Genomic DNA, 14963 nt, shown 5'->3' with positions numbered 1-14963 from the left:
GGAGAACACCATGCAAGGATATCGCATTAGCACTGCCTTTGAAGAGATGGATCTGGATTGCATCCATCACTTCATTTCACAGAGCTATTGGGCGAAAGGAGTGCCGAGAGACACGCTAGATAAAGCGGTACGAAACTCCTTTTGCTTCGGAGTGTTCACTGCGTCGAATCAACAAGTCGCATTTGCTCGCCTTATTACTGACAAAGCCACCTTCGCTTATCTTGCCGATGTTTTCGTGCTCCCAGAGTTCCGTGGGCAAGGCATTAGTAAATGGTTGGTTTCTGAAATTGTCTCCCACCCAGACCTTCAAGGTTTGCGAAGGATGATTCTTGCAACGCGTGATGCTCATGGTCTGTATGAGCAGTGCGGCTTTAAGCCTATCGAGCCTGTCGAGAATTTTATGCAGATATGGAACCCAGACGTGTATAAAGGTGAGAGTCAGTGAGATTAGAAGCGCAACACGTGGCAATTCGTCATATTGAAGAATCGGACGCGGTGCCTTTGTTTGAAAACTACCTTGGCGATGAGCAAACGTGTTTGTATCTCAATCGACAAGCCCATCTAAGCTCAACTCGAACATTGCAAGCTATCAATAGATGGCGAAGCCAGTACGAGTTGGCTCACCCTAATATCTTGGTACTAGCAATCGAAGAAATTGCCTCTCAAGTCCCCATTGGTTGCTTGGTGTTAATCCCTGAAAAAAGCAGTAGCGAAATTCACTTTGGGATCTCTAGAAATTATCAAGGTAAAGGATATGCGACTCAGGCGTGTCAGCTCGGCACTGAATATCTGAAAAGTATCGGAGTCGAGCAGATTCATACAGCTCCACATATCGACCATCAAGCCAGTATTCGCGTGCTCGAAAAATGTGGATTTAAGAAACAAGGGTTGTTGAAGGAACATGCTGTGTTTCCAGCGCTCAGCGCCAATCCACAAGACTGCTTAGATATGTGGTTAGAAGATTAACTAAGCCCAAAATATGTGTTTTGGGCTTTTGTTGTTTAGGCGTTATTGCACCTGCTCGTCTGGATGACTCCACATCAATGGATCAGAGAAAGGTCCCTTGATGGGCTAAGTGGATTAAAAATAGAGTAAGAATCGAAGGTGATTGAAAACTGATGTCGTAAACCTCTGTCTAATCACACAATTAGCATTACTTTTTTCTAGAAGCATCAAATCTCGTTATTGTCCCTCCCGCTAAAGCTGTTCAACGCCACTAGGAGGCACCATGATCGTTACCACTCTCGTTGATAATTCTCGTGTTGAGGGCAGAACCGATCTCTGTGTCGAACGCGGTTTATCACTGCATATCGAAACTTTAGGCACAAAGCTGCTCTTCGATATGGGCAGTGGTAGAACGTTTTGCGATAACGCGCCTTTACTAAATATTGATATTCAAGAAGTGGATCTCGCCGTTATTTCTCATCGACATCATGACCATTGCAACGGAGCGTCCCACTTCTTGAAGCAGAATGACACCGCTCGCATTTACTTGAAGGCATGTAAAGAACAGGATTACTACTTTCGCGCCTTTGGTTTTAAAAGCGATGTTGGTATCGACAAAGCTTTGCTAGACACAACAAATGACCGCATAGTGCAAGTACGCGAAACGACGCAAGTTGCCCCGAATGTTCATGTTATTACCAAGATCAGCGACAAGTACCCACAACCTAAAGGCAATCAGTACCTTTATACCCAATCGAAAGTTGGCAGCTATGAGCAAGACGCTTTTGAACACGAGTTACTTTTGGTGATCAAGGAAGAAGATGGCTTGGTTGTGTTCACGGGATGTGCCCACAGCGGAGTACTGAACATGGTTGAAACCGCCATTGAGTTGTTTCCAAACAGCACAATCAAAGCGGTAGTTGGTGGCTTTCATCTCGTAGGCCTGCCCGTGTTGAATGGTATTGGTGGCACCAAAGACGATATTAGAGCACTGGGTAGAGCATTATCAGAGTATTCGATTGATAAGTTTTATACGGGGCATTGCACCGGTATGAAGGCGTACGGGCTGTTAAAAGAAGTGTTAGAGGATCGTCTAGAACATTTACCGACAGGTCGCAGCGTAAACCTATAAATTTTCATGGTGATTTACTAAATCCAGTTATTCATTTTGTTTATTGTCAATCCTGCCTTACATAGTCTTACCAAATGCGACAAATTCAGGACGTTAAAGCCGATATTATCCCAGAACTTTGTGATCATGAGATGGTCACAAGACTATAAAACAATAATTGGAATCAATAATGGCAAAAACTTGGCTTGTCTCTGCTGTGAGCGTTGCGCTGCTTGGCGGCGGTGCGTATTTCTATCTGCAATCTTCGGCTCAACCAGAGGCGTTTCCGACTCTGGTCGTGGAAAAGGGAACCATTGAAAAACAAGCAGTCGCAGTGGGCAACATTGTCCCGGCGCACTCGGTTTCTATTAAGTCGCAAATCGACGGCATCGTCGGCGAAATCTACGTGAAAGTTGGCGAGAAAGTGAAACAAGGTCAGCCATTGATTAAGGTTCGTCCGAACCCGACCCCACAGGCACTTACGGATGCATCTACGGATTTGATGCGCAGCGAAGCAGACCTCGAATCGGCTAAGCAAAAGCTCGCCAACTTAGAAAGCTTGGTGAAGCAAGACATCATTCCAAGCAACTACGATGAATACGTTAGTGCGCGCTCGACGGTAAAATCGGCTCAAGCGAACGTGCTTCAAAAACGCCAGAACCTCGAATTGATCCGCAGTGGTGAAGCATCGATCGGCAATGCGCGTCTGACCTCTACCATCTACGCACCGATTGACGGCACAGTATTGAACCGCAAGGTGGAAGTTGGTGAACCAATTATCTCAACCGAATCCAGCCAAGCCGCGACAGAAATGATGTCTCTGGCCGACATGAACAGCCTGATCTTCAAAGGCAGCGTAAGCGAGCATGATGCCGCGCAGCTTTCTCCGGGTATGCCGGTATTGCTGACCGTTGCGCCGTATCCAGATGTAGAAATCTCCGGCGTGCTGACCAAAGTTGCGATTCAATCAGAGAACTTAAACTCGCCAGAAGGCAATGCATCGGCAAAAAGCTTCGATAACGGATTTGGGGTAGAAGTGGGTGAGTTGAAAATCCCTAAAGAAGTGATGCTGCGTTCGGGTTTCTCATCGACAGCGCAAATCACGCTGAAGAAATCAGAGAACGTTTTAACGCTGCCAGAGCGAGCACTTCAGTTTGATGGTGATGCGCCGAGCGTGTTGGTTCCAGACAGCTCTGAGCAAGGATTCCATAAACAACAAGTGAAACTTGGCTTATCAGATGGCATTAACGTTGAAGTATTGGATGGTGTGGAACTAGACGAAGAGATCATTGATAACAGCATGATGATGGGAGCGACGCATGGCTAAGCTGAATCTGTCTAAAATTGGCTGCGCGATATTAGCCGCAACACTCAGCTTACCAAGCAATGCGATTTCCATTGAGCAAGCGTGGCAACAAGCGAAACAGAGTGACCCAAATTACGAGAAAGCCAAGATTGGAGTGCAACTCGGTGAAGTCAGTGTAGATGCGAGCCGCAGTTCATTACTGCCAGGTTTGAGTGCAACAGCATCGGCGAGTTGGAGTGAATCTGCCGATAACACCAACAGCTACGGTGCATCGCTTTCTCAAACTATTTGGGACAGCAGCTTATGGTCAGATTTGGATCAAGCCAATGCCAACTACATCAAGGCTCAATTAGAACTGACTCAATCACACAATGAACTAGCACAAAGACTGCTTTCATCGTATTTGGATGTCGCGAGCGCACAAGGTGATTTGCAATTGGCGCAATCCAAACTGGAAGAAGGCAACAAACTGCTGAAGATCATCGAGAAGCGTTACCTCGCGGGTAAGGTTAAATCGGTGGACGTGGAAGAAATTCGTGCAACTCAAGTCGCAGACAAAGCAGGCATTTTGAGTGCGCGCTCTGATCTGGAAGTCAAACGCGCCGCACTAGCTGCACTGATCAACCAGATCCCACAAAGCGTTGACCAAATTCGCACAGATTCTCTTATTCAACCGCCAATGATGGTGGATTCTCAAGAGCAATGGTTAAAGCTTGCCAAAGACAGCAGTCCAGAGCTGTTAGTGGCTACGCAAAATGTCAAAGCCAGTGAGTTTGCCAAAGACTCGGCTCAAGGTGGTTACTACCCAACCGTAAAAGGGAACGTTGGGTATAACGATGATGACCGACGCAAAGATGGTGAATTCAACGCGGGCATTACCCTAAGCGTGCCGATCGATCTGAATGGCGCAACTCGTGCAAGAGTTGACGAAGCATCCTTGAATATCCTCAGTGCCAAACAAGATCTACGCAGAGTCGAAATCGACATTCAAAAGCGCGTGATTCAGCAATTTACTCAAGTTGACATCAACTGGAACCAAGTCTTGATGGCAAACGAACTGGTTACCTCACGTGAAAAAGTGCTGCGCAGCAAAGAGAAACTTTACGATGCGGGTATGTTAGAAGTATCGGAAGTCATTAGCGCGCATAACAACTTGTTCGAGGCCAAAAATAGCCTGCAAAGCAACTTATACAACTACTGGCGTCAGCGTATCGGTTTGCTGCAAACTGCAGGCAAGTTAGACGACGACACCATGGCACTGATCTCCCGAGCTTTTAATTCATGACCAGTTTATTGCAACAAACATGGCAAACGCTGATGGCGCATCGCATGAAAAGCATGCTTGCCATCATTGCCATTGCTTGGGGCGTGATATCCGTGGTGGTGCTGATTGCATTGGGTGAGGGCTTTTATCGCCATCAAACCCAGCAGCTGTCGTTTATGGTCAACAACGTTCAAATCGCGTTTCCGTCGAGCACCAGCAAACCATGGCACGGCTTACCTTCAAGGCGTCAAATTCAGATCCCGCAAGACAAAGTCGATATGATTAAGCAGTCCGGCTTTGTCGAGGCTGCGTCGAGCGTTTATGCCAAATGGGATGCGAGCGTCACCAATGACAAAGGGCAGAACCTGACCAGCAACGTCAGCGGTATTGACCCGTCTTACTTCTCCCTCATTCAACGTAAGTTGGAGTCTGGCTCGCGCAACCTGTCACCAACTGATATCGCTAACCACACGCGTGTTGCTGTACTCGGCGATCAAATTGCCAAGATGGGTGAAATCGGCATCGGGCAAATGGTTAAAGTGAACGGTATTCCCTTCTTGGTGATTGGTATCATCAAAGATGAAGACGCAGGCATTTCATTCGGCGACAGCCGCAAAGTGTTTATTCCACAAACCACGTATCTCGATTTGTGGGATGCTAAACCGTGGATGCTATTGCTTAAGCCAACAAAAGGCATGAATGGTCCCGCTTTCCGACAAGCCATAGTGAATTTCTACGCCAAGCAATTGCACTTTGACCCAACCGATAAAGAAGCGATCAACCTACCGGACTTTAGTGAAGGTGCTGCGCTAATCACGGGTATCTTCCGAGGCATTCAAATCTTCCTTGGGGCAAGTGGCGCAATGACCATGGCTGTTGGAGCACTTGGTGTCGCGAACATTATGTTTCTCTCAGTGACAGAGCGAACGCGAGAAATCGGCGTGCGCTTGGCAATAGGCGCAACACAAAAATCCATCCTTAGCCAGTTCATTCTTGAGGGCTTGTTCTTGGTAGCTGTCGGCACCGCACTTGGCCTGTTATTCGCGTATATGGTGGTCGCGTTGTTAGGCTCCATCACCTTGCCTGAATGGTTAGGTTTTCCTGTAATCACACCGGATTCCATTGCTTGGTCACTGTTAGTCACGCTGGTTCTGGCGTTGTTGGCGTCTTACTTCCCGGCGAGACGAGCATCGCGACTTACTCCAGTAATTGCTTTGAGTGCGAGGGCATAATCATGTTGCTACCAATGAGACAAATCTTTCAGGAAATGGCGGCAGAGAAGCTTCGCTTGGGCTTAACCATTCTTGCTGTGGCATGGGCGACCTTGTGTATCGCCGCAATGCTGGCCGTGGGCGAGGGCATTCGTCAGGGCGTATTAAGAACCGCGCAAAATGGTAACGGGAACCTGATTTACCTAACGGGTGGTATGGCGACAGTCGATTATGGCGCTTTTCACCAAGGCAAATTCTTAACCTTAAAAGTCGACGATACTGATGTGGTCAAAGCCCTTCCAGAAGTGAAGAGTGTTGCTCCCACCGCAATTTGGAATGAGCGCATTACCGTGGGCGACCGAGGTTCATGGCAAGAACCATTAGCCGTCACTACAGACTTTGCATCAATGACCAACCTAACACCAATGGATGGCGGACGTTGGCTAAATCCACTCGACCAAAAGCAGATGCGCAAAGTAGTCGTATTGGGTTATTCGCTCGCGGCTGACTTGTTCAACCCTGTCGATGACTTTAGCTGGTTCGCGCCAGTGACACTACAAACCGATCCCGTAGGGGAAAAGGTCAAGATTGGCAGCGAAGAATTCACCGTGATTGGTGTATTGAAGAAGAGCAGTGCCGAGATAGAGCAGGGCGACCAAATCAACTATTCCAGCTTTGTGCCGTTAGCAACGTGGCAGCGTTTTCATACTAATGGCGATATTGGTGGCATCAACGTCGAGCCGCAAGCTCATGCTGATCGTGAAAAATTGGCAAAGACCATTCGTCAGGTGATTGCTCGTAAACACGGCGCCAGTGTGAGTGATGAGCAAGTGGTGCAAGTGGAAGACATGTTCCTCAAACAGAAAAGCATGCAGCAGTTCTTGATTGGCCTGCAAAGCTTTCTGGGCATTATCGGTTTTGTGACCCTTGCCGTAGCGGGTGTGGGGATCGCCAACGTTATGTACGCGACTGTGAAGCGTTCAACCCGAGATATCGGCGTGCGAATGGCGGTCGGTGCTACACCAACGGCGATTCGCTTGCACTACTTGGTGCAATCACTGATGACCATGATGTTAGGTGGCGTATTGGGATTAGGCGTGACTTACGCGTTGGTATCGGCAATCAGCGCCATCAACCTAGAAGGTAACGTGTTCTATGAGCACCTTGGCAAGCCAGTCCCAGAGCTGTCATGGATTGTTGTTGCGATTGTGATTACCACCTTGGTGATCATCGGCGTTGCATCCGCTTGGTTGCCTGCAAACCGAGCTGCCAAAGTGAGCCCGTTGGAGGCACTGCAAAGTGAATAATAATAAGAATTCTGGAGAGAAGATGTCGAACAAACCACTTGTTGAGCTAACCAACATCTGCAAATACTACTCAAGCGGAGAGGCGGAAGTACGCGCACTAGACGGCGTTGACTTAACCATCAATCAAGGTGAGTTTCTTTCGATTCTTGGCCCGTCTGGCTCGGGAAAATCAACGCTAATGAACATGCTCGGCTGCTTAGATAAACCAACCGATGGCGAGTACCAACTAGGTGGTCAAAACGTGGCAAGTTTAAGCGCGAACGAGCTAGCGGGTATTCGCAACCAAAAGATTGGGTTTGTCTTCCAAAGCTTTAACTTGTTGGAATACGCAACAGCATTGGATAACGTGGCGCTGCCGTTGGTTTACTCTGGCATCAAAGCCAAAGAGCGCCGTCAACGTGCCGCGAAGTTGTTAGAACAAGTGGGGCTAGGGGATCGTCTCGACCACAAACCAAACCAGCTTTCTGGCGGTCAAAAACAGAGGGTCGCGATTGCAAGAGCCTTGGTCAACGATCCGCAACTCATCTTAGCGGATGAACCTACAGGGGCATTGGATTCGAAATCCGGCGCAGAGATTGAAGCCTTGTTCAATCAGCTCCACGCTGAAGGCAGAACCTTGATCATCGTGACGCACGATAACGCCCTTGCAGAGCGCACCAAACGTATCATCACCATCAAAGATGGCAAGGTGATTTCGGATAGGGTTCCGCAATAACGCCCCAGTGTTGGAGATAAACTCTCGAACAGTGAAGCGTGAGTATTCGAGTGGATTAAGCGCGGCTTTTAGCCAGTAGCTGGTCCACTTTTCCTTTCGCTGTTTTACTTACCGTCTGCATAAACTTGAAGCTTGGCGCTGCAATGCCCGATTGCTCAAGCTCTTCTACCATCAGCAACCACAGCTTTGCCGTTACCTGAGCATCGGCTAACGCGCGGTGGAATACACCATCGTTTTCAATGTTCTTGTAACGAACCAATTCACCCAGCTTGTGTGACGGCGCATCTTGGATAAGGCGTCTTGCTACCAACAAAGAACAAGCGAACTCGCCAGAATAACCACAGCCGATTCGCTCTAGCTCTGCATCCAGAAATCGCTTATCGAACGACGCGTTGTGCGCAATAAGATTCTCTCCCGCAATAAATTCACTAAACGAAGCCATCACTTCATCACAGCTCGGCGCGGTGCGTAGCATGTTATTGGTAATGCCGGTGTAGCCCTCAATAAATGAGCTAACACGAAAGCCAGGATTCATAAGTTGCTGAAAACTATCGACCACCTCACCATCAACGATCTTAACCGCACCGATTTCAATTGCGCGATCACCCATATTCGGAGACAGACCTGTGGTTTCAAAGTCGAGTACGACAACGGAGTTAGCTTGAGGCATGAAGTTTTCCAACTGAACAATAAGGCGCAAGAGTATCGTTGAAAGTGGTGGAAAAGGGAAGGAGTGGGAGGTGTTAGCTGCGTGAGAAATCTAGGGAAGCCAAGATAAACAGATAACCAATTGTTTGATAAAGCTGTTAATCGTTTACATCTTCGTTTTACCAATAGCTATCTACTTTATAGTGCTGCTAGTTGTTAATAGTGATGGTGTAACGCAAGGGAAAGCTCGTCTATACGAAAAGAATTTGGAAAAACTTAGAAGTTTATCTCATTAATTACCAAGCATTATGCAACTAAATTATATTGTTGATACGATTGATTATTTGCATTGAGGGTTGGTTCTTAATATGCACAATGTAGGATAAATCTAGGTTTATACAGCCGTATAGATTTATTTAAATATTTACTATTCATCGAGAGATGGATGATTTTTTGTCATTTCTTGATTTAAAAAGTAAGGCCACAGCAGGAAGTGGTATGGCTTTAGGTATCTACATTTTTCTACTTTAAAGCTAAAGAGCATTACCGCTTCTGCTAAAAACATAGATCCGAATAGCCTTGAATGGAATTGCTACAGTAGGCAAAGACTGTGTTGTCTTTGAACTATATTAAGTACAATTATTTCTACTACCGACGTTTTGTTTCATTTAAATATCGGTAAAAAATGATTTTTTATAAACTAAATGAAAATTAATTATAATAAGAGAACTCTATGTGGAAACAACCATCCGAAACATTAAAGTATTTGAAGAGCCTAGATTCAACAGACCAACTTTGTAGACTTTATTCTTTAAGTCGAGCATGGAAAAATGCTTATTATACTAAAGACTATCAAGCATCAAGCCTTTGGGGAGATTTGGTTGTATTTAATGATTCTTCTGATAGATTGCTAAATATACATTTTAGAGAGGAGATGGAATCTAAAAATCCCAACTTCTACCTTGCAGCGTTTGGCTATTTTTACCATCATAAGATCTTCTATGACTATTTGAGTTGTGATATTGATGGTATCGCAAATTTGTTAGAGTCTGAAGTGATAAGTGGGAAGATAAAATATCCACATCGGTTTGGTAATGAGTTGTATAATAAATATAACAGCCTTTATCCGGAGCCGTCAAAGTACTTATATAAAGAAGATGTTTTGAATCTTTTAGAGAATACTCCAGACGGAATATATCAATGTGGATATTATTTGATTGGACCACTTGGTATTATAAGATCCAAAGAGCGTCGTTCTGTTTATCCTTCTCTTACAATTCCAATGTGGCATTGTGCTAGTGTTAGCTGTGATCAAGCTCACCCCACAGCATTGATTCCCGACCCTAATACACCAGTGGTCTCTTATTACTCGAAAATCTCCGAAAAATTAGGAAACGCATTAGGGGGACGTACTAATTGGCATCTGTCGTTAAAGAATCTTGAAGAAAGCGAAACTATTATACGTAGAGAGTATGCATTTTTGCTTGAAACAGTATGTGATACAATTACGGGAAAAGAGCTTAGTGCTTTAACATGTCACGCTTTGAATGGAATCCATAAAAGTCATTTGAGGAAGTTGCTAAAACAATGTGAAAGTACGTCGGAACTTGAAAAAAATCGCACCGAAGTTATCGTTGAAAAACTATCTAGTGAACAAAAATTGCAACTAATACTTAGTTTAGAAGATAATGATATAATTGAGTATATAGACTATCTAATATCAACAAAAGAGATTAATGTTCCAACCTCCGAAATAAGAGATCCGAAATACGTGTCTTCTAATGAGGCGATCAACTCCCCATGTCAGATTTCATCATTGGGTATCAGGTCAAAAATGCCGGCTCCAATGATGCATTTGGTTTCGTTGATTCTATCCGGCTATGAAAAAAATGGTTTGGAAAGCGAACTCGAATGGAAGCTGAGGGAGTTTTCGGGGCTGAGTAAAAAAGATGCTTTAGTTAGTTATATCCAAACCTACGGACCTGAAAAAGCTTTATCTCATTTAGTTTTAACTAGTAGTATTCTTACAAAGCACGTATGTACGGCGGTTAAGTTGTCTACGAACTTAGTTCAGGAGTCTTCTAAAAGCTCTATTGACCGGCTCATGTGGAAAATTGGTTATACGCCATCTCAATATGATGATTTGTTAGAGAGGTTACTGAAAAGGCTTACTAACTTTGAAAATCAACTTACAGAGTTAGACAGAATCAGTACAGAAGACGATAGGGAAAGAATTCGTTCTAGCGGGGTTAATCTATTTGTTTCACTTGAAGAATTTTTGGATAAGTTCATTGCATATAATACGTGGTTGTTAGCATATGACCATTATTCACCTGCTAGGTTTAAGTTCGATATTCTGGAGGCAAGAAAGTGCGTGAGTAGGACGTTGATTAGCGATAATGACATCAGTTGGTCTCAAAATGGTGATAATGCTCTGGGGGTTCTACTTCATTATCTGTCACTTCTTGTTTCTTGGGTAGAGGAGCTTGCATCTAAGTCTAGAGATGAGCTAAAACGACCAGAAAGTGGCATACCTAGGTTTATTTATCAAGATTTGATTCCTTTTCCATTTCGTCATACTCAAGCTTGGGCTGATTACGACGTAACTCAATTAGAGCTATACAAAGATGATTTAGAGAGCATCGTTAATCTAATAAATAGGTCTAAGTTAGCAGAAGTAAGAAACGGCATTGACCATTTTAGAGATGAAAGTTCTTTTCCTTCTCTAGATACGATGACGGCATGTGCAGTTAGGTTAAAGAAGGCCATAGTTAAGTCGGATATTCATCGTTTCTTCCCCAAGCACTATGTATTGAAATCAACGTTAAAGAATGAGTTCGATATTCTAGAATTTACATATTGCGATTACAAAGAGCGTAAACATGTAATATATGGGCCGAGTTTAGTAACAGGATTATTAAAAAGAAATATTCCTAAACCTGTAATTATCGCACCATGTAATTTATTAGGTGGACCAAACTCCACAATGATATTTACATTACATGAGCATAGCGACTTCAGTAAGTACTGGGAGGGTTATCCTATAAAAAGGCAGTCTAAGGATTAGAATAAGTAAGGGCTCCGAGCGGAGCCTCTTTACTTCACTATTTTCTGAACAATCATTCGGAATGATTTTTTCCTTACCTCACTTTCAATCACTTCGTGATAGTTCTTTTTAGTTACCGCACTCAAAACCAACCATCTCTTCATCTACAAGTTTGAGGCGTAGCAATCGCTGCGTTTCATTATCTCGGTCTCAAACAACCCCAAAAATTCAAACCATGAAATTCCTTCATGTTCAATGTGAAGCAATACCAATGTTATTCAAGTAACGAAGAAAGTATAAAAAACAGACTGCTCTGGTGTTAGGCAATGTGACAGCTGTTTTTGAACTAAATTTTCGAAGTGAAAGCTGCACACACTGACGATTGGGAAAATCAAAAAACACAATCATCCCCAAGAACAGAGTTCGGAATCAGTCAGCGTTTATCTAAGGAAATAGGATACCAACTCACCATGAATAACGATTTCAATTTTGCTATTAAGAGCATCCGTTTTGACGAGAACTACCAACCATCAGACAGCACGCGCATCACGACCAACTTTGCCAACCTAGCTCGTGGTGACAGCCGCCAAAATAACCTTCGCAATGCACTGCGCATGATCGACAATCGTTTTAATGCCTTGGCGCATTGGGATAACCCAAATGGCGATCGTTACAGCGTCGAGTTGGAAATCATCTCTGTGGATATGGATATCCAAGGCAGTGGTGAAGCGTTCCCTTCCATTGAAGTGCTTAAAACCAACATTATTGACCGCAAAACCAACGAACGTATCGAAGGCATTGTGGGTAACAACTTCTCGTCTTACGTGCGTGATTACGACTTTAGCGTTCTGCTGTTAGACCACAACAAAGGCCAGCCTCAATTTAGCATTCCTGCTGATTTTGGTGAGTTGCACGGTAAGCTGTTTAAAGCGTTCGTGAAGTCGGAATCGTACCAACAGCACTTCCAAAAGCCGCCAGTGATTTGCTTGAGTGTGTCGGACAACAAGGTTTATCGCCGTACTGACAACCAGCATCCAGTGTTGGGTTTTGAATATCAGCCAAACGAATCGTCATTGACCGAGCAGTACTTCAAAAAGATGGGGTTACAGGTGCGCTACTTTATGCCGCCAAACAGTGTCGCTCCGTTGGCGTTTTACTTCTTCGGTGACTTGTTGAATGACTACTCGAACCTAGAGCTGATCAGCACCATCAGTACCATGGAGACGTTCCAAAAGATTTATCGCCCAGAGATTTACAACGCGAACGCGGTAGCCGGCCAGTGCTACCAACCGAACTTGAAGAATCTTGATCACTCGTTAACCCAAATCGTTTATGACCGCGAAGAGCGCAGCCAGCTTGCAAAAGAGCAAGGGAAGTTTGCTGAGGAGCACTTCATCAAACCTTATCAAGCGATCCTTGAGCAATGGTCTGCAAATTACGCGTAATCGAAAACGATAATCTAAAAGGGAATGACGATGAAAACACTATTACCGACTTCAACGGCGGGCAGCTTACCTAAGCCTTCTTGGCTGGCTCAACCAGAGACGCTTTGGTCACCATGGAAACTGCAAGGCGACGAACTGATTGATGGCAAACGCGATGCGCTCCGTGTCTCTTTACAAGAGCAAGAACTGGCAGGGGTCGATATTGTCAGTGACGGTGAACAAACACGCCAACACTTTGTGACAACCTTTATTGAACACCTTAGCGGAGTAGACTTTGAAAACCGCAAAACCGTGACCATTCGTAATCGCTATGACGCGAGTGTACCGACGGTCTTTGGCCCAGTAAGCCGAACCAAACCTGTGTTTGTGGAAGATGCGAAGTTCTTGCGTCAGCAAACCAAACAACCGATCAAGTGGGCGCTTCCGGGGCCAATGACGATGATCGACACACTGTATGATGAGCACTACGGGAGCCGAGAAAAGCTGGCTTGGGAATTCGCAAAGATTCTTAACCAAGAAGCCAAAGAGCTTGAAGCGGCAGGCGTCGACATTATCCAATTTGATGAACCCGCATTTAATGTGTTCTTTGATGATGTGAACGAGTGGGGCATTGCCTGTTTAGAGCGCGCCATTGAAGGGCTAAAGTGCGAAACCGCAGTGCACATCTGCTATGGCTACGGCATCAAAGCCAATACGGATTGGAAGAAAACATTAGGCACTGAGTGGCGACAATACGAAGAGGTATTCCCGAAGCTACAAAAGTCCAATATTGATATCATCTCACTTGAGTGCCATAACTCGCGTGTGCCTATCGAACTACTAGAGCTTATCCGCGGCAAGAAGGTGATGGTTGGCGCAATTGATGTGGCAACCAACGAGATTGAAACACCAGAAGAGGTTGCAGATACTCTGCGCGAAGCGCTTAAGTACGTCGATGCCGACAAACTTTACCCATGCACCAACTGCGGCATGGCGCCTCTATCGCGTGAAGTTTCAACTGCGAAGCTCAATGCACTCAGCGCAGGCGCAGAGATCATTCGTAAAGAGTTGGCTGGCTAATATCAAAACTTAGGTTCGCCACAACTAACTAAAGTCGGGTCATTTCAGCGAGTCTAGACGAGACTAGGAACCTGCTAACCACTCGCTGGGAAATGGCGATAACCTCCGAACTTAACAGCACTCGGTGGGTAGATCCTGAATCACGCTCGTCCCTCGCTGTTCAGGATGACAGATGCTAGGAATTATGTCGTTCACAACAAATCCAAGAGTTAAGCTCTTGGTTATTTTTGTCTATTAAATCAACAGTATAGATTGATTTCTGTTTATAAAAGTTAGTATTAGATAAAGCATCTAATAAAATTCAGTCCCTTTGTGATTTTAATTCGGAAACAAAAAATGCCTATTTAATCAACTAGAGCTGAATATATAAAATAAGTATATTAATCGCGATTCATATATGGTGGCTGAATTATTTGTGATGAAGCCACTTGGATAGATAAGTGATTATATAGAGGAAAAAATGAAAAAATTATCACTGTTGTTATCGCTTTGTTCGCTAGGTTTGGTTGCTAATGGCTGTTTTGCTGCTGAATGGTTGGAAGGGGTTTATGTTAACCAAGATGAGTCATCTTCGATGGATGAAGCTATCTTCTGTGATAGCGGTAAAGCATACGCTGGCATGGCTCCAAGACTGTACCAAATTGAGGAGAAAGACGACGGTAACTACGTCGTGTTGAACTCGAACGGTAAGTTCACTTTCAAGATCTCAGACGACAAAACAGAGTTATTTCCTGCTGATGGATTTACCTCACAGTGGTTCACTGAAACCAGCCTAAAGCTAGATCCAAAACGAAACGATACTTGTAATTGGTAATCGCGTTAACAGGTAAGTGCATCACGCAATGTTCTTACTTGCACTTGAGCCTATTGCGCTTGCAAAAAGACTTTCTGATTGCGCAAAAACAA

General features: G+C 44.7%; 13 protein-coding genes. 12 read left to right on the top strand and 1 reads right to left on the bottom strand.

The window, feature by feature from the left end:
• Positions 1-10 precede the first annotated feature (10 nt).
• From BSZ04_RS17790 to BSZ04_RS17755, 8 genes are all read left to right on the top strand, one after another.
• Positions 11-445, top strand: a complete 435-nt coding sequence (locus tag BSZ04_RS17790) for a GNAT family N-acetyltransferase (RefSeq protein WP_088881021.1) — start codon at positions 11-13, stop codon at positions 443-445.
• The gene (locus tag BSZ04_RS17785) at positions 442-966 is read left to right on the top strand and encodes a GNAT family N-acetyltransferase (RefSeq protein WP_088881020.1); all 525 of its coding nucleotides are present in this window, start codon (positions 442-444) and stop codon (positions 964-966) included. Before BSZ04_RS17790 ends, BSZ04_RS17785 begins: the two co-directional genes overlap by 4 nt.
• Positions 967-1228: 262 nt before the next feature.
• Positions 1229-2077: an MBL fold metallo-hydrolase gene (locus BSZ04_RS17780; RefSeq protein WP_088881019.1), complete on the top strand. Its 849-nt coding sequence runs from the start codon at positions 1229-1231 to the stop codon at positions 2075-2077.
• Positions 2078-2246: 169 nt separating this feature from the next.
• Positions 2247-3383, top strand: coding sequence for an efflux RND transporter periplasmic adaptor subunit (locus BSZ04_RS17775; RefSeq protein ID WP_088881018.1), 1137 nt, complete (start codon positions 2247-2249; stop codon positions 3381-3383).
• On the top strand, positions 3376-4647 hold the full coding sequence (locus tag BSZ04_RS17770; protein ID WP_088881017.1) for a TolC family protein: 1272 nt from the start codon (positions 3376-3378) through the stop codon (positions 4645-4647). The genes BSZ04_RS17775 and BSZ04_RS17770 overlap by 8 nt, the downstream gene beginning before the upstream one ends.
• On the top strand, positions 4644-5858 hold the full coding sequence (locus BSZ04_RS17765) for an ABC transporter permease (RefSeq protein ID WP_088881016.1): 1215 nt from the start codon (positions 4644-4646) through the stop codon (positions 5856-5858). The genes BSZ04_RS17770 and BSZ04_RS17765 overlap by 4 nt, the downstream gene beginning before the upstream one ends.
• Before the next feature lie 2 nt (positions 5859-5860).
• A complete protein-coding gene (locus tag BSZ04_RS17760; protein WP_088881015.1) occupies positions 5861-7144 on the top strand; it encodes an ABC transporter permease in 1284 nt (427 codons plus the stop codon).
• Between the two features lie 22 nt (positions 7145-7166).
• Entirely contained in the window at positions 7167-7859 is a 693-nt protein-coding gene (locus tag BSZ04_RS17755) for an ABC transporter ATP-binding protein (protein WP_167381314.1), read from the top strand.
• A gap of 55 nt (positions 7860-7914) precedes the next feature.
• Here BSZ04_RS17755 and BSZ04_RS17750 read toward each other — a convergent pair whose 3' ends face one another.
• Positions 7915-8529, bottom strand: coding sequence for a 3'-5' exonuclease (locus tag BSZ04_RS17750; RefSeq protein WP_162531073.1), 615 nt, complete (start codon positions 8527-8529; stop codon positions 7915-7917).
• A gap of 711 nt (positions 8530-9240) precedes the next feature.
• On the opposite strand from BSZ04_RS17750, the gene BSZ04_RS17745 reads away from it, so the two are divergent.
• The 4 genes from BSZ04_RS17745 (at position 9241) to BSZ04_RS17730 (ending at position 14871) form a co-directional block, all read left to right on the top strand.
• Complete coding sequence (locus tag BSZ04_RS17745; RefSeq protein WP_088881012.1) at positions 9241-11574, top strand: hypothetical protein; 2334 nt, start codon at positions 9241-9243, stop codon at positions 11572-11574.
• Positions 11575-12023: 449 nt separating this feature from the next.
• The gene (locus BSZ04_RS17740) at positions 12024-12998 is read left to right on the top strand and encodes a DUF1852 domain-containing protein (RefSeq protein ID WP_088881011.1); all 975 of its coding nucleotides are present in this window, start codon (positions 12024-12026) and stop codon (positions 12996-12998) included.
• A 30-nt stretch (positions 12999-13028) separates the two neighbouring features.
• Positions 13029-14057, top strand: a complete 1029-nt coding sequence (locus BSZ04_RS17735) for a methionine synthase (protein ID WP_088881010.1) — start codon at positions 13029-13031, stop codon at positions 14055-14057.
• A gap of 460 nt (positions 14058-14517) precedes the next feature.
• Entirely contained in the window at positions 14518-14871 is a 354-nt protein-coding gene (locus BSZ04_RS17730; protein WP_088881009.1) for a hypothetical protein, read from the top strand.
• Positions 14872-14963 lie beyond the last annotated feature (92 nt).

The sequence above is a fragment of the Vibrio rotiferianus genome, assembly GCF_002214395.1.
Lineage (GTDB): Bacteria > Pseudomonadota > Gammaproteobacteria > Enterobacterales > Vibrionaceae > Vibrio > Vibrio rotiferianus.
The sequence above is the reverse complement of the archived record's forward strand: the minus strand, read 5'-3'. Positions and strand labels throughout refer to the sequence as shown.